Raw genomic sequence first — 16,057 nt, forward strand, 5'->3', positions numbered from 1 at the left:
CGTACCGTCATTGCACCGAAGCGGGGGCGGAGACGGGCATTTCCAGCTCGAAAACGGAGCCCCTGACGTCCGATTTGACCAGCCTCAGCTTTCCACCGCACCTTCCGACCAGGTTGGAGGAGATGGCCAGCCCCAACCCCATACCGCCTTGTTTCGTCGTGAAGAACGGATCGAAGATGCGCTCTTGGTGACGGGGTGTGATGCCGGTGCCGGAGTCTTCTACGGACAAATGGACCGTTGCGCCACCATCAAGGCTGGTTTTCATACGGAGCTGTCGTTGATCGGCGGGGACAGAACTCATTGCGTCAAGCGCGTTTTTGCAGAGGTTCAGGACAATCTGCTGAAGCTCAGTGCCGCCCAGAGCGACTGGGGGAATGTTGCCCTGAAACTCCGTAATTACTGTTACGCCATTGGCAAGAAGATCGTGCCTCAACAGTCTCAGCGCAAGCTCGGCGACATCCTCGACGTTTGCTGAAGCGCCGCCCTGCGCCGTTTGATTGTCATCTCGCGAATGTTCGATATGATGTCAGCGGCGCGGCTGCTGTCCGCTTCGATGTCAGACAGGATGTTCTCGAGGTCCTCCAGTTCAAGGGGGGCAGCTCGCAGGTGACTTAGGCCTGTCGCAGCATTGAGCGAGATGGCCCCCAATGGCGATCTTAGCTCGTGGGCGATCGCGCCAGTGACCGCGTCGATGCTGAGAAGCCGGTTCGCTCGTTCGCGTCGTTGCAGGGCAATGACGCTGGCAAGGCGCGAATAGATAAACATCGTTTCGATGAGCAATACGGTCAGCAACATGCAACTGCCGACGAGAACGAAACCGCGTGCTGCGTACCAACCGATGGTGAACCGAACCGAGCTGCCGATGATTGCTACCAGAAAGTTCGGCAAGTAGGCGAGCAAAGTCACCATCAGCCAGAGGTCAAGAATGGTGCGCATGCGTGCAAACAAAACGGTGAGAGCAGTCAGATTCCATAGCAAAAGCATCAGGTTGACCTGATTGCCGAGAGGGGTCTGGTGCCTGACGTCGTTCACGTAGAAATTAGGAAGCCATTCGGCTTTCGCGTTCACGATCCACGTCAGTCCTGCCACGGCGGCGCCGATGCACCCGACAACTATTATGATCGCGGCTGTTGCAGGTCTGCCTGGTCTGCCGCCGACGGAATGATCCTTCATGAACCCGTAGCCGAAAATCGCCGCGGGGAACGTTGCGTGCCATAGCACGTAAAGCCAAGCGGGGCTGTTCAGTCCATCCCCAATGACACCCGCGGAAGCGTATCCGTTCGGAAAGGCGAGCGTTTGCAAGAATGCGAATGATCCGCTGAAAACGTATCCGCTTGCCAGTGCGAGAAGTGCCCGTTGAGGCTGGATCGAAAATTGAGCAAATAGCAGGGCTGCCGTGATGAACTCGGCCAAGGCCAACGCGGTCTGCAACACTGGAACGAAACCATTAATCTGGCCCAATTGGATCCGGGCGAACGGCGCGATGACCGCTGCAAGGACGATGAGCAAGACGGCGACACCCACCGCCCAGGCCTTTTGACGAGGGGTTGCGGGGATGTTCGCGATGATCAGTGGGAATTCTTGCTCATCATCGTAAGCGGGCTCGGCGGCTGCGTTGGCTGATCGCTGGCTCGCTAGCGCAATGCCCGGCCCTGATGCTGTCGCACCGCCGACAAGTCCCATGAACTTGCGCTGGCTCATGCCGCCTCCGGGCCACGAGACAGCATCTTACTCGTCCCCACGCCCGTTGAAAGCCCGTAAGGGCAGACCAGGTTGAAGCCCCTCCGAGGAACGATCATGAAGCTTTGCGCCGCGTATACACCGGAATCCTGCAAGGACTGTGCGAAGCTTGCTATAGCTCCCCAACCTTAATCCACAATAGTATCGCGCCGGTTCACCGCGCCGGGGATAATCATCCGGATCGTTGCTCGCCGGTTGAGCCGGCAACATGCCGGAAATTCGCAATGCGGGGCAACGCGCTGGTGTCGAGTTTGCTTGGTGTAGATTTGAATCTCGATCGATGATTGTGCGGTCTGGATTTCGTCGGCGGCTGCGAGGGCCAGCAAATTGTACGTCGAGCCGAGGCTATTCTGACCGCGGATGTCGCGAGCTATGCGCCGCGCGCTAGCGACGCAGAAAACAGTCTGACAGGACGTCGATTGCCTGTCGCATGGCGGCCGCGCAATTCTTCTCCGTGTGCTTGCGCTATGAAGCTGACCAGCACGCTGGACAAGTCGTAAAACTACTCTCGGAGAGAGGAAGAATGCGCCCGCACCGCATCGAATTATCGGCGTGTTGGTGCATCACTTGAGTAAGCTCCCGACCACTCCCTTGCGGCGGACCTACTCCAGGTGCCTTGCGCGCAGATCTTGAAGGTCCTTTTTCAAAGCCGCCAGATCCAGCCCGCGAGGAAAAGTGAGGCGTCCAGATCGGATCACGAGCCGGACGTACGGATACCGTTCCTCGGCAAGCATCGGAAGACTGATTTTGTATTTGTGCCAATCTTCAACGATGTGTGCCTGTTGCTCGACGTTGTATGAGTCCCAGGAGTCGCCGGGCGTGTACTCGTATCCGGCACCGATTGTCTGCGCCCAGAAGGAGCGCGCCATCGTCCAGTTCGAATCGTTGAACGCCTGCCACACATGGGTCATTTCGTGCACGAAGAGGTCGCAAATTCGACCGAAGTTGTCGCACAGGAGGCCGAAGGTGGGGCTAGGAGATGCCAGGTTACTGAACGCGACATTGCCAAGATTGATGGCATACCGCATGCTCGGCACCATGGGATTGCTTCCTCTAAAGAACGGTCCGTCGTTCGTCCACGGTCTTCCGCCTGCTCCCAGGCCGTTGGTAATCGCGATCGTCTCCCACGGCGGCAGGGTCGGGCCAAAGACGTTGCGCGCGAAATCCCGTTCGCTGACGTCCAGCACGCGGGCGAAGTCGGGTCGGCTTCCTTCACATGCCGGTGGGATCGGGGCCACTGGTGTGGGCGCAACCGGTGGAATGGGCGCAATCGGCGGGGGAGGCGGCGTACCTGGCGGTAGATAGATGAAGCCGCCTTTCCATCCACCTTTCCCGCCGGTCGTACCGGAAGAAAACGCAAAATTCTGGCGGTCGGGCGATATCGCGCGGCAGCCTACATACTCGGCTAGGTACCAGTTCACCTGCCTTGTGGCTTGTTGGAAATCGCGCTGTTTGACGAGCTTGATGCCCGGAAAATTGAACTCGATGAGGTCCCATGGATCGATGCCGATCCGCTTGGCGAGGGATATCCAGGTCTCGCCTGCCGCCACCGCATGTCGCGTTCCCGCTGGCGGTACGTAGCTTTCGACGACAGGCTTCAAGGGTCTTTCCTGGTTCGGCAATGTAAGGACCTCCCTTGCTGAGTCCTGCAGAACTACTCTTGCCACCAATATTCATTGGTCGCCGTTACCTTGAGGCGGTTCGATGGTTCCATTCATTCGGACCGCGAACAGGTAGGCTAGGGAGGAGCCTCATTCGTAGCTTGGAGGCGCGGACAATCGAACCAGCAATCCCCGCTTTAGCGTCGGCCTTTTGACCTCGAGCCTAGCAGGTCATGCGTGCTGCTGACGCTCACGGTTCCGGAGCACTCGAAACCGCCGAAAATTCCGCAGGAGCCGGTGACAGTGACGCGCAGATCTTTGCGCTGGTACATGTCGAACGAAACGCCCACGCGCGAAAAGTCGTTCGCGCTGTTCGGCAATATCAAGTCGATGTGTTCGGCCGCCCAACGCGGCACATGTGAGTTGCTCTTCCAGAACAGCTCATTGCCGGCGTGGTGCATGAAGTTCGGCCCGACCGTAAGGGCACCGTCCACTCCCTCGAACACGAAGCCTGTTTCGTCGATGTGCACGTTCACCCGGTCGGGTGCTACTGCGAAATGCAGCGAGGTGATGTCCTGGGGCTGCGGGTCTTTGCCGAATTGCGAGCTGTAGGCATCGCTCCATTGTCCGCGGTCGCGTCCGAGCCCGAAGCCGTGCCGGCCCGGGAGATCCCGCGTTGAGAGTGGCTTGTCGGACAGCTTTGGGCGCCAGATCTCCCGAAACCCCTTGCCGATCGTTGCCGCCATCGACAGATCGAGAGCCCAATGCGACGCCTTTTCCGGGCTTTGCCCTTCGGCGAATGCGTCGAATCCGTCCGTCGTCTTGGCAATGCGCAGCTTCTTGATCAGCTCTTCCCAGTCCTTGGGCAGGAAGGTGACGCCGTCGAGCGTGGTCGTCGCGGCAGCGACACCATACTTCTCGAGTTGGTGTCGGATGTAGGGCTTCTCGTCATAAAGGCGCACATTCGGGTTGGCGCCGGCAAAGTAATTCTTCAAATCGATCTGCGGTCGCAGCATGGTCAATCGCGCCGCGATCTTCCGGTAAGTGTCGGTCGTCGTCGGATCGGTCGTCGTCATGGCGCGCCTCCGTGGCAATCCTCACCTCAGATTGGTCTCGCCCGAACGGGTTCGGGTTCAATGTCTGCTCGTTCTATGAAGTTACCGAACGCCCCATGCCAATTACGGCAAGAGTCAAACCCCTATTGCCCCAGCACCGATGCAGTTTGAACCCGCCAACTGGAATCGGCGACCACTATGCAGGGGGTACTTTAAGCGGCGAGGACGATCAGATGTCACTGCGAGGCAGGGTATTGGATATACTCAATGGGCCGGCGGTAGCACGCATTCGTTTCCGATTTCCGATCCGCGGCAGCCACGTGACGATTGCGCCGCAAACGTTCCATCACGTCGCCCGCGCGATCCGGTTGGGGCGGGTCACCGTCAGGGCTCCGACGGATCTCGCGGCAGGCGTTGCCGCACAATATAACGATGTGGCAAGAACCAGGGCGGACGGCACAGCGGTCGCTGCGAACACGCTGGAGGTCGTGTCGGCGGCGGGGCGGATGGACGGAGCCTATATCGTCCATGAGAGCCTGCATGCAGCCTACGATCTGTTGCGTACCGGCCTCGACGCCAATGCCGAAGAGGCGTCCGCGTACGTCTGCACGGCGCTCTATTGCCGCATGACCGGCCTCCCGCGGCCGCGCTGGGCCAACGGCCCGATTTACGCCAATGCCGCTGAGGTCGCCAAAACGTTACTGTCGCAATACCAAAAGGGCGATCCTGGCATTCCCTGGGTCGGCGAGAGTGAATGGCGGATGCTGCGCGCCGGCGTGGGCCTTCATCCGGTCTATACCAGCGGACCCGGTGGTATTCTCACCGGATGGCTGCTCGGCCAGCAGTACACCCACGATGGCTGAGTGATGGGCACCTCGCCTGTTTCGGGAGGTAGCAGATCTTCTGGTTCCTTCCGCCACTCCTTCCACGGTGCCCGGCGCACATGAGCGCGTCAGGCGATTAGCAAGCCCAGCTTGCCGACCATCGCAAGCGAGCGTTGAACGCTTTCTCGCGTTGATAGCAGCAGCGGCTCGGCGGGCTTCCTGGCACGATCCTTCTGATCTACCTGGATGGTCGGGCCGAATTTCTCGGTCATCTCGGCCGTGATCTGGTCGATGGTCCGCGTACCATCGAGCAATTGCAGGAAATCCCTGGTTCGGTCGTCCTCCAACTGCACGGTTTGGTGGAGGAGATTGGTGACGAGCGGACCTGTTTGCGCTTGTTTTCGCGCGAGCAGGCTCGCCTGCGGATGCTCGGTCGCTTCCGTCAATAAGAAGGGACGCGACAGCAGGAACGAGACCTCGCCGCTGCAAGCCAGGATAAACATCGCCTCGGTCAACGCCTTTTGGTCATCATCTGCCTGCCCGCCGCCAAGCAGCACTCGCGCCCCATCGAGCAATTCGTCAAATGACAGCGCGCGAGGCCAAGCGCGGCCGAGGCATAGGTGCGCCGCCTTCAAGAGCGAATTGGTCACCGTGATCCTGCTACCGTCCTCATTTTCGAATTCCATCGCTGAATCGTCCGTTACGCAGGCGTCCGGATCAACCGGGCTCGTCGTGCTCAGCAAATAGAACCGGGTGACGAAATCGAGGTCGGTCTGGCGGGAGAGCGAGACGTTGTCGTGGCAGAGCAAGGTACGGCGAAAGCCGTTACCGTCGATGAAGTCCTGATACTGATCGCGTGCCATGAACTCGGTTTCCGGGAAGCGTTGCAACGTCGCGCGTACCTCCTCGGAATAGCCCGCCAGATTGCGTCGCGAGAAATCGGCGTCGCTTAGATATTGCAAGCCATGAGAGCCTGCAAGCTCGACAACCTCGTGCAGCAGGAAGGCCTCGGCGCCTTCGTCGAGATCGTCATGAAACAACAGCTCGTCGGGCGCCTTGAGGACGCGGTTGTACTGATCGCGCATGATCGCGCTGTGAACCGAGTTGGCTTTCGATCCCTCGCTCAAGAACTTCAAGATTGCGCGGGCCTGTCCTACTTTTTCTTTCATGCCGGTGAGGCGGCGGGTGTGATACCGCATCATGTCGCGGACCATGTCGCGCATATGTGAGAACGGGTGCGCATTGTAACTGACGTAGCAGACCCCCTGCGGCGCGAGGTTCTGTTTGAAGATCATCATCATCTTCTCGCGCACCGCCGGTGGCACCCAGGAATACACGCCGTGCGCGATGATGTAGTCGAACCGTCCGAAGCTTGCATCGACATTCATGATGTCGCAGTGGAGAAGCTTGATGTTCTCCAGGCCCAATGTAGCGACATTGTTCTGACCGCGCTCGATCGTCACGCCGCTCAGGTCGACACCGACGAATTCGCTGTTCGGGTATTGAAAGGCCATCGGCAACAGGTTGCCGCCGACGCCGCAGCCAAGCTCCAGCACCCGGCAACGCTCGACCGGCGCCGGCTGCATGCCGTAAACGGCGGCCATGGTAGCAAGATGGTTGGGATGAGTAAGCCCATAAACATGGCCCGGGTAGTAGACCTCGTCGTATGGCGTTGGACCGATGTTTGGGTGACGATGCTCGGTTTGAATGTTCATCGTGCTCAATTCCACGAATATGCGAACTTGTTGTTGTCGATCGAGACACGTGCTTCCTTCACCTCTTCCTTGGCGAGCGACTTGCTGAGGAATTCGCGCGACAGCTCGGGGAGCAGGGTGTTGGTGATGATGTTGTCAATCATTCGCCCACCGGAGTCGGGGTCGTTGCAGCGCGACACAATGTGCTCGACGACCGCGTCGTCATAACCGAAGGTCGCGTTATGATTGTCGCGAAGGCGCCTTCCGATGCGGTCGAGTTGCAAACGCACGATCCCGGACAGCATCTCGTCCGATAGCGGGAAGTACGGTATCGAGACGATGCGTCCGAGCAGCGCCGCTGGGAACACCTTGAGCAACTCCGGCCTTAGCATCCTGGCGAGCTCTTCCGGCTCGTCGCGATACTTTGGATCGCGTGATAGGCCCATGATCATATCGGTGCCGACGTTGGTGGTAAGGATGATCAAAGTGTTCTTGAAGTCGATCCGTCGCCCGTTGCCGTCCTCCATGGTTCCTTTGTCGAATACCTGAAAGAAAATCTCATGGACGTCGGGATGAGCTTTCTCCACCTCGTCGAGCAGAATGACGCTATAGGGCTTGCGCCGGACGGCCTCGGTGAGGCGCCCACCTTCGCCATAGCCGACATACCCGGGAGGTGCGCCTTTCAAGGTCGAGACGGTGTGCGCTTCCTGGAACTCTGACATGTTGATCGTAATCATGTTTTGCTCGCCGCCATAAAGAGTCTCGGCAAGCGCCAGGGCGGTTTCGGTCTTGCCCACACCGGATGGGCCAGCCAACATGAATACGCCGATCGGTTTCGACGGGTTGTCCAGCTTAGCGCGGCTGGTCTCAATTCGCTTGGCGATCATTGTCAGCCCATGGGACTGGCCGACGACGCGGCGGTTGAGGATCTCCGGTAGCTTCAGCACGGTTTCGATCTCGTCGCGCATCATCCGGCCGACCGGGATGCCGGTCCAATCAGAGACAACGGACGCCACCGACTGCTGGTCTACATGGGCATAGACCATTCGCTTTTCCGGATTGATGGTCTCAAGTGTGTCGAACTTGCCGCGCAGCTCCGCGCGCTTGGCAGCCGGATCTTCGCCTTCCTTGGGCCTGGACAGGATTTCACGAATGCTGCGGATGTCCTTGATGAGCTCCTGCTCGACCGCCCAATCGCCATCGAGGTTCGTCAGCTTGTCTTTCAGTGCGGCGATGTCGTTGTCGATCGCGACAATGCGCTCGTTGTCCTCTATCCCAAGGTCGCCGTCGCTGACGAGCGCAGATCTCTCAGCTTCACGAGCGGCAATCGCCACGCGTGCATCCTCGATCAAGGCCGGCGTCGCGCTCTGGCTGATGGCTACGCGTGCCGAGGCTGTATCAAGCAGGCTGACCGCCTTGTCCGGCAACTGCCGTGAAGGAATGTATCGGTGGGACAGGTTGACTGCTGCGACGATCGCAGCATCCGAAATGCGAACGCCATGGTGCTTTTCCATCGGACCGAGAAGTCCGCGAAGCATGATGCAGCAGGTCTCCACATCAGGTTCATCGATCTGGATTGGCTGGAAGCGCCGGGTGAGTGCGGGATCCTTCTCGATGTACTGGCGATATTCCGCCCATGTGGTGGCGGCGATCGTACGCAGCGTGCCACGGGCGAGGGGAGGTTTCAGGAGATTGGCCGCATCGCCGGTACCGGCGGCGCCGCCGGCGCCGATGAGTGTGTGGGCCTCATCGATGAACAAGATGATGGGAGTAGGTGAGCTCTGGACCTCGTCGATCACCGACCGCAAGCGCTGCTCGAACTCGCCCTTCATGGAGGCGCCGGCTTGCATCAGGCCGATGTCGAGTGCGCAGAGCCTTACACCGCGCAGCGGTGGCGGCACGTCGCCGGCGGCAATGCGCTGCGCAAAGCCTTCTACAACTGCGGTCTTGCCGACGCCAGCCTCGCCGGTGAGAATTGGATTGTTCTGCCGCCGACGCATCAACACGTCGATCAGTTGGCGGATTTCTTCGTCCCGGCCAAGGATCGGATCCATTTCGCCCGATTTAGCCTTGGCAGTGAGGTCCTGGGAGAACCGGTCGAGCGGCGTCGTGCCCTTCGGACCAGCTTGGGCCGCGCCTTCCGTGCCGGCGCCAACCAGGCCCGATCCGTCCATCGGCCGCATGTTCTCCTCGTCGGAGCCGGTCCAGACAGCGCGGCGTTCCGCCGCCAGTGCGTCGACGTTGACCTTGGCAAATTCCCGCGAGAGGTTGTTCAGCGCGCGACGAATATCGTTCGATTTCAGGCCGGCAACGAGCAGATGACCGGTGCGGATCTGGGTCTCGCCAAAGAAAAGCGTGGCATAGTGCCAGCCGCGATCGAGCAGATCGATGACCGAATTCGCGACGCCCGGCATGTCGGTCTCGTTCTTAGCAAAACCGCTGATCACGCCGGCCAGGTCCGACAATAAGCGCGCGCGGTCGAGCTTGTAGTGATCGACCGAGAGGCTGAGATCGTTGCCCTCCTGCTGCAGAATATGAAACAGCCAGTGCGCAAGCTCGACGTTGCGATTGCCGGCGCTCTTTGCGTGGCGGAGGGCCTGTATGAAGGCATCATAGCCGGCCCGGTTCAGCTTGCCCGTTACAGCTTCAATGCTGATGTCGGTCACGGCGGCTCCTCCTGCTCAACTCCTCCGCGGATGCTTGTCATCATGCGGAATTGGCTTCAAATTCCATAGCATTAGGCGATCAGCACTATGGATAGGTTCAAATCGCCGTGGCATTGGCTGCGGCGCTCCGGCGGGATCTCAATCGCTCCCCGAGCTGAAAGCGTGCATCGCGGCGATATTCTTCTGTGGAGGCCCAGTTCGGCGAGACCCAAGAAGTCCATCCAAGTCGACCACTTTGTCCGAGCCTGACCGGTACAACCTCTCCGGCAGGAATGGCGAGCTCTACCTCCCATTCCAATTCGTCGCCGACATAGAAGAAAACGGCGTCGGCCAGTGGCTCCGACAGGTTGGGTGTTTCGGTCGGCAGGAATTCTTCGTACTGAGCAAATGTTCTGACAAAGACCCGAACTCTGATCTTGTCCTCGACGCTGAACACGCGCGAGCCCAGAAGGGCGTCCTGACCGAGCCTCGCATGCGTTCCGCCGAGCCGGCTGCAGTGACTTGGGTCGAACGAGAGCCAAGTGCCGACGAATTCGTCGATCTCGACTTTGACCTCGAACAGTCCTTGCAGGAATCGCGTCAACCGTGATGCACACTTCGCCCTTGGCGCGACCAGTCCAGCGAAGCTGAGCTTCGCCATGTCCGGAACGGTATCGCGATCGGCGAAAACATCGGTGCCCAAGCCGGCGAAGGAGCCGACATAGGCAATGAAGCGATCGTCTGCCGGGCGGTCGTGCTGCGCGATCGGGCGCGCGTCGGCCCAGGCACGAAAGAAGAGTTGCAGGAAGCGCCCGTTAAACAGATCGAGAAAGCGCGGGAAAGCGTCATCCCGCATCAGCCACCAGCTGAGGCTTTCGTCGGTGGTGGCAATGGGCAGGGCGCCCTGCGGGCCCAGGAGGCCGAGAAATTTGACGAGTATCCTGAGCCGGCCACTCTGGTCGTCCACGGCCGCGAGATTCGAGGCGGGAAACTCCAGATAAGGCACTTGGCCGAGGTCGACATATTCGTCGCGGCGCGCGGCACTGTCACCGATCCGCGGTCGATCCGGGTTGGCGCGCTCGAACTGGCGTAACGTATGGAAGAAATCGAAACGCCAGGGCTCGGCCTTCATCTGGTCGATCAGGGTCATAGCGGTCTCCGCGTGCCCATGCGCGGCGGCCATCGCATGATCTCGCCGCGCTCCGGCGTCGAGATGACCGTCTGGGTGAAGGTGTTGAAGCCGGAATAGTCGGCAAAGAAGCGTTCCAGGATCGCCCCGAGCAAGAACACGCCGCTGCCCTCAAATGCCTTCTCGTCGAGTGTGACGATAATCTCCAAGCCACGTGCTGCGCCGCTGCCGGTGCGCTCACGCACGCGTCGCACGATGGGGCGGCTTTCTATGCTGCGCACGCCGCGGATCTTGCGTTCCGTGGCGTCGTCGAATTGGTCGGCGAACAAGGACAGCATCTCGCGCAGCGCTCCGGCGTTCTTGCCGCCACCGCGCTCGACGAGCCCAAGATAGTTGAGGCTGAGCATGTTGATGAGCCGCCAGCTGACAACGCCGCTGTTGACGATTTCGCTGCGGCTGCGCAATTGGGCCACCACCGGCTCGCGCGGCGGCGTCGGACCAGCGACGCACATCAGATCAAGAGATGTGTCGTCCAGCAAACGAAAATCGGCGCCGCCCTGGCCGACCGGCAAGTGCTCCGTGAGATGGCGATTGGAGCAGAGAGCCCGAACGCTCAGTTCGGCGACAGAGCCTTTGCCGCTCAATTCACCGGGCTCGAGCAGTGACAGGAACATGTCCGTCCCGGTGTAGTCTGAGGAGGCGCCGTATGTCTTTTCTTCCACTGTGCGGCGCCGCGGCAAGCGGCGCACAGTGAAATAAAGCCTGTCGGCCGACCCGCCGCTCCGGTCGACGGCGGCCGAATATAGCGGGCGCACGGGGCGCTTATCCTTCTCTGCCGGCAGGTGTGCGTAGACTTCGAGCACCTGGTGCGGTTCGTATTCCAGATAGCGGCTGCGATCTGGCACCACATGGTACTCGTGCGTATTCGACTTGACCGGAATACGATCACTCGTCTTCTCGAACAGATTGATCGCCGGCGCGGTATAGAGCCTGAACGTCTCGGGGCGCACCGAGGCGGCCAATCGTGAACTGTGTTCATCGAATGCGAAGACAATATCGATCGATTTGCTGCGCAGCCGTGACATCACGCCGCGAAGTCCGGTGAGGGTAATGCCGAGGAACTTGCGTGGAAACATGAAATATTCACGCAGCAATTCCGAGCCACGAAAGATCCGGTTATCGTTAGGAAATAGAGACTCATTCTCGTCGAAACCAATTTGCTGCACGCTGTCATGGGGGGCACGAGTCACCACCGGATCGCCAAAGTCGTCGAGATGCCGGAAGTAGACCCCCCTGCAATTCGAGATCAACTGCTCGTAAAGCGCGATGGCGTCGGATTCCGCACCGGACAGGTAGATCGGAAGCTCGCTCACGCGGCAGCCTGCGAACCACGTTTCCGGCTTGGTCCGAGCCTCCGCGTCCGGCGGCTCGTCCTCGAGCCGGGCCGCACTACGATGGGTCAACGATAGCCTCAGCCCCGCGATGACGTCACTGCCGATCGGGATACCAAGCGCCTGCAGAGCGCCCGCCGTCGAGAAATACTCGGCGCTTGTGACGTCAAATGGCCAGAGCACGATGTCGCGGCAAAGGCGAAACCGGCAGGAAAGACTTCGCTCTCTCTCGCGATAGGTCGCGTCGAAATAGGCGCCGCGCGCGATCTTCCTGCCGTCACGCAGCGCCGGGTCGGCATAGGGTGGCCGTGCGGTCACCAGCATGGCCGAAGGTGTCGGCGCAAGATAGTTCGGTACCAGTTGCTCGAGCAGGTTTGCAGTGAATTCCGGGAACTCGTGCTTGAGCTTGAGTTGAACGCGGGCGGCAAGAAAGGCAGCGCCTTCCAGCAGTCCCGTGATCATCGGGTCCGAGCGGTCTCGGATCAGGCCGCCGAGGCGCTCTGCGATACCTGGATATTCTTCGGCGAAATCTCCCGCCTGCTCGTACAGCAATGACAGTTCACGATTGTAGAAATCGAGGAATTCGCGATTCATGCTAAAGTCGATTGATCTGGATGTCGCCGCTGTCGAGATCGACGTCGGCGACAAATTCCACGGGGACGTTGAGCGGCTCAGCTTTGAGGTCGGCGTGAACGATGAAGCGCAGCTTCAGCTGCTCAGGGCCGACGGAGCCGTCGCGACGAACCCGAATCGTCTTGCGGTCGAGTCTGGGTTCGTAGGTCGCTAGCGTCTCGCGTAACGCGTCGGTGAGTTCGTCGTCCGTAACCTCGTCGATCGAGCGGTGGGCGATATCGGGGAAGCCGTAGTTCAAGATCGATCTCCGGACGCAATCCCGGTCGCTCAGATCCAAAGTCGATTCCAGAGCAATGGTATTGAGAAGGGCTTCAAGGTCATGAGAGATTTCCCGCCGCAACAGCGTTTCCGAGATCGGAAAGCGGCCGGCGCTACGCCGTCCGGCAATGACCCGTTCACCGAATTCATCGCGCAAATTGAGCTTCTTGCGCGCATCGCGAGCTTCATGAGCCAAGCGAAAGGCCAGCATTAGCGGGGGAGAGAGACGATCCCTCTTTGGAGTAATGGTCATTTACCTTCCCCAAGATGCCGGGCCCGCTATGCCCTTTCGCGGAGCATCAGCTGGTCTCCAGGATGGTTGTCGCCTCGGCAGGCGGTCGTGCTCGTAACCGCTCCCGCCGAGACGTCAACGCAATCGCACCGTGCGGCGCCGGCTCAGCTAATCGCAACCAACGCCAAGCAGAAGCCGACGATCAGGCCCATTCCTTGTTGGCGGGAACGTCCCAGCCAAACACCGGCGCCGCTCCAGCGCCGCCTTTTTCCGTCTGGGTCTTGTACGTCATCTTGACCTTGGCGAAATTCAGACTCACGTTTTCAGTGAGGCGATCTTCGCCGTGCGATCCGCCCGTCGATACACTCGTGACCAGAATGTGCTTCATCTCGATCTTGAGATACTCCAGCGGATTTTCGCCCGCCTTGCGCACCGTGAGGATCGCCGTATCAATGTGCTTGCCGTTCGCACAGACTTTGAAAAGCTCCGGCGTGGCCTTGTCGACGAAGTGCGTGAAGTGCAGGTCCTGGATGCTGACCTTACCGGCACCGCCGCCCGAACCGCTGTGGAAAGTGCCTGACTGGCTCTCGCCGAAAGACCAGCTCAAAATATCGATTTCGTCCTTGTGCTTGTCGTCCAGCGACTCGCCCTTAATCGGATCGAGTTTCAGGAAAATGTCGACAGCCATAGCATAGTCCTTTCAAATTTCTGCATGTTACGGTTGCGATGCTGCGGCGTCAGGAGCCGGGGCCGGGAAGGCGCGAAACCAGACTGAGGCCGACGTCCATCGCCTCCAACTGAAAGTGTGGACGAAGAAAGAAGCGCGCGTTGTAATATCCCGGGTTCTCCTCGTTTGCTATGACCTCTACCTTCGCAGCGGCCAGCGGCTTGCGCGCCTTCTGAGCTTCTGACGACAGGGCTGGATTGGCATCAACGTACTCGTTGATCCAGGTCTGCAGCCAGACCGTCAGCTCATCCTTCTCCTTCATGGATCCGATCTTGTCGCGAACCATGCACTTCAGATAGTGCGCAAAGCGAGACACAGCGAACATGTAGGGCAGTCGTGACGACAGGTTATCAGAGGCGGTGGCATCCACGCCTTTCTCGCCGAAATACTTCTTCGGCTTGTAGAGCGACTGAGCGCCGATGAACGCCGCCTTGTCGGTGTTCTTGCGATGGATCAGCGGGATGAGGCCCGCCTTCGCAAGTTCGTGCTCACGGCGATCGCTGATGGCGATCTCGGTCGGGCATTTCAGGTCGACGCCGCCGTCATCGGTCGGGAACGTGTGCGTCGGCAGGTTGATAACTTCACCGCCGGACTGCACACCGCGGATGCGCGTGCACCAGCCAAACTCCTTGAAGGCGCGGTTGATGTTGACGGCCATTGCGTAGGCGGCGTTGATCCAGCCGTATTTGTCGCCGGTGTGTCCGTCCGTCTCCTCTTCGAAGGCGAACTCTTCCACGGGCTCCGATTTCGCGCCGTAGGGGAGGCGGCCGAGCGCGCGCGGCATGCACAGGCCGAGATAGCGCGAGTCGTCCTGATCGCGCAGTCCCTTCCATGCGGCATATTCCGGCGTGTCGAACACCTTGCCGATGTCCCGAGGGTTGGACAGCTCGGTCCAAGAGTCCATTCCCATCAGCGTCGGCTCGGCGCCGCTGAAGAAGGGGGCGTGTGCGGCGCCGGCGATCTTGCTGAGATCGCGGAGCAGTTGCACATCGGTGGGGAGGTGACTGAAATAATAGTCGCCGATCAGGCAGCCGAAAGGCTCGCCACCCAGCTGGCCGAATTCATACTCATAGATCTGCTTGAAAAGGGGGCTCTGGTCCCAGCGTGCATCGGGATAAAGCCGCAGATTTCGATACAGCTCGTTCTTTGAGACGTTCATCACCCGGATTTTCAGGTTGGCGTCGGTCTCGGAATTGAAGACGAGGTAGTGGAGACCGCGCCACGCACTTTCGATTGCCTGGAACTCAGGTGTATGAAGAATCTCGTTCATTTGCGCGGTCAGCTTCTGGTCGATCCGCGCGATCATCTCCTCGATGGTGTCGAGGACGTCCGACTTTATGACGCTTGTGTCCTTCAACGCCTCTTGAACGAGCGTGGATACGGCGTTTTCGACTTCGGTCGCTGCACGTTCAGTGCGCGGTTTGAAGCTTTGCTTTAGCAGGCTGGCAAACTCATCAGCTTCGACGGTTTTGACTTGGGTAGGGCTCTCTGTGTGAACAGCTTCTTTTGCCATGGTCCCCATTCCTTCCTTAGCTCTCGGTGCCAGGTTCGCTCGACTGGCTTGTCGCGCGTTCCCGCAGCGCTGCCATCAGTTGAGGATCGGCGAGAAGTTTTTTCAGCTGGTCCTCGGCGGCCACCTTGCCGTCCATGTAGCGCAGCAGGTTGGCGAGTTGTTCGCGTGCCTGGAGCAGCTTGGCGGTGGCCGGCACCTGGCGGGCGACTGCCACCGGAGTGAAGTCTGCCATCTTGTTGAAGCGCAAGTTGACCGAGATCTTTTCGTCGGAACCATCGCTGAGGCGATTGGCGACGCGCGCCGTCACGCCGGGCTGGATTGCGGCCATGCGGTTGTCGAAATTGTCCATATCGAACTCGAGGAACTTACGCTCCTCGACCTTCGACTTCTCGATGCCGGGGTTATTGCCGGAGAGGTCGGAGAGGACGCCCATGACGAACGGCAGCTCGATCAGCCGCTCGGCATCGTAAGGATCCTCGTATGTTATGTGCACGCGTGGTGCGCGGTTTCGTCGAATAAATTTTTGACCGCTGTCAGTAGCCATGGTTCCCCTCCCTGCGAAATCGCATCAGAAGCCAAATTGCACGACGCAGATTGACTAAGGCGTCTCAACTT

Annotated in this window: 13 protein-coding genes; 1 reads left to right on the forward strand and 12 read right to left on the reverse strand. The window is 59.7% G+C overall.

What is annotated here, in order from left to right; all coding sequences use genetic code 11:
* Positions 1-7: 7 nt before the first annotated feature.
* The 4 genes from AC0L3B_RS27620 to AC0L3B_RS27635 form a co-directional block, all read right to left on the reverse strand.
* Complete coding sequence (locus AC0L3B_RS27620; protein WP_231190887.1) at positions 8-301, reverse strand: ATP-binding protein; 294 nt, start codon at positions 299-301, stop codon at positions 8-10.
* A 137-nt stretch (positions 302-438) separates the two neighbouring features.
* Positions 439-1,701: an MASE4 domain-containing protein gene (locus AC0L3B_RS27625; protein ID WP_231190729.1), complete on the reverse strand. Its 1,263-nt coding sequence runs from the start codon at positions 1,699-1,701 to the stop codon at positions 439-441.
* A 641-nt stretch (positions 1,702-2,342) separates the two neighbouring features.
* A complete protein-coding gene (locus tag AC0L3B_RS27630) occupies positions 2,343-3,341 on the reverse strand; it encodes a hypothetical protein (RefSeq protein ID WP_317246301.1) in 999 nt (332 codons plus the stop codon).
* A 197-nt stretch (positions 3,342-3,538) separates the two neighbouring features.
* Entirely contained in the window at positions 3,539-4,417 is an 879-nt protein-coding gene (locus AC0L3B_RS27635; RefSeq protein ID WP_473381422.1) for a hypothetical protein, read from the reverse strand.
* Between the two features lie 233 nt (positions 4,418-4,650).
* On the opposite strand from AC0L3B_RS27635, the gene AC0L3B_RS27640 reads away from it, so the two are divergent.
* The gene (locus tag AC0L3B_RS27640; protein WP_231190730.1) at positions 4,651-5,259 is read left to right on the forward strand and encodes a hypothetical protein; all 609 of its coding nucleotides are present in this window, start codon (positions 4,651-4,653) and stop codon (positions 5,257-5,259) included.
* A gap of 89 nt (positions 5,260-5,348) precedes the next feature.
* On the opposite strand, the gene AC0L3B_RS27645 is transcribed toward AC0L3B_RS27640, so the two are convergent.
* From AC0L3B_RS27645 to tssB, 8 genes are all read right to left on the reverse strand, one after another.
* Positions 5,349-6,935, reverse strand: coding sequence for a methyltransferase regulatory domain-containing protein (locus AC0L3B_RS27645; protein ID WP_473381423.1), 1,587 nt, complete (start codon positions 6,933-6,935; stop codon positions 5,349-5,351).
* Between the two features lie 5 nt (positions 6,936-6,940).
* Complete coding sequence (gene tssH, locus AC0L3B_RS27650) at positions 6,941-9,580, reverse strand: type VI secretion system ATPase TssH (RefSeq protein ID WP_247362313.1); 2,640 nt, start codon at positions 9,578-9,580, stop codon at positions 6,941-6,943.
* 97 nt (positions 9,581-9,677) lie between these two features.
* Complete coding sequence (gene tssG, locus AC0L3B_RS27655) at positions 9,678-10,742, reverse strand: type VI secretion system baseplate subunit TssG (protein ID WP_368507860.1); 1,065 nt, start codon at positions 10,740-10,742, stop codon at positions 9,678-9,680.
* On the reverse strand, positions 10,706-12,673 hold the full coding sequence (tssF, locus tag AC0L3B_RS27660) for a type VI secretion system baseplate subunit TssF (protein ID WP_247362314.1): 1,968 nt from the start codon (positions 12,671-12,673) through the stop codon (positions 10,706-10,708). Before tssF ends, tssG begins: the two co-directional genes overlap by 37 nt.
* Before the next feature lies 1 nt (position 12,674).
* Positions 12,675-13,223: a type VI secretion system baseplate subunit TssE gene (tssE, locus tag AC0L3B_RS27665; RefSeq protein ID WP_026233415.1), complete on the reverse strand. Its 549-nt coding sequence runs from the start codon at positions 13,221-13,223 to the stop codon at positions 12,675-12,677.
* A gap of 181 nt (positions 13,224-13,404) precedes the next feature.
* Entirely contained in the window at positions 13,405-13,890 is a 486-nt protein-coding gene (locus AC0L3B_RS27670) for an Hcp family type VI secretion system effector (RefSeq protein WP_018457635.1), read from the reverse strand.
* Positions 13,891-13,939: 49 nt separating this feature from the next.
* Positions 13,940-15,442 carry a type VI secretion system contractile sheath large subunit gene (gene tssC, locus AC0L3B_RS27675; RefSeq protein WP_018457634.1) on the reverse strand — a complete coding sequence of 501 codons (1,503 nt, stop codon included), beginning with the start codon at positions 15,440-15,442 and terminating at the stop codon, positions 13,940-13,942.
* Positions 15,443-15,458: 16 nt separating this feature from the next.
* Entirely contained in the window at positions 15,459-15,986 is a 528-nt protein-coding gene (gene tssB / locus AC0L3B_RS27680; protein WP_085357997.1) for a type VI secretion system contractile sheath small subunit, read from the reverse strand.
* Positions 15,987-16,057 lie beyond the last annotated feature (71 nt).

Source organism: Bradyrhizobium sp. Kon56 (assembly GCF_055807635.1).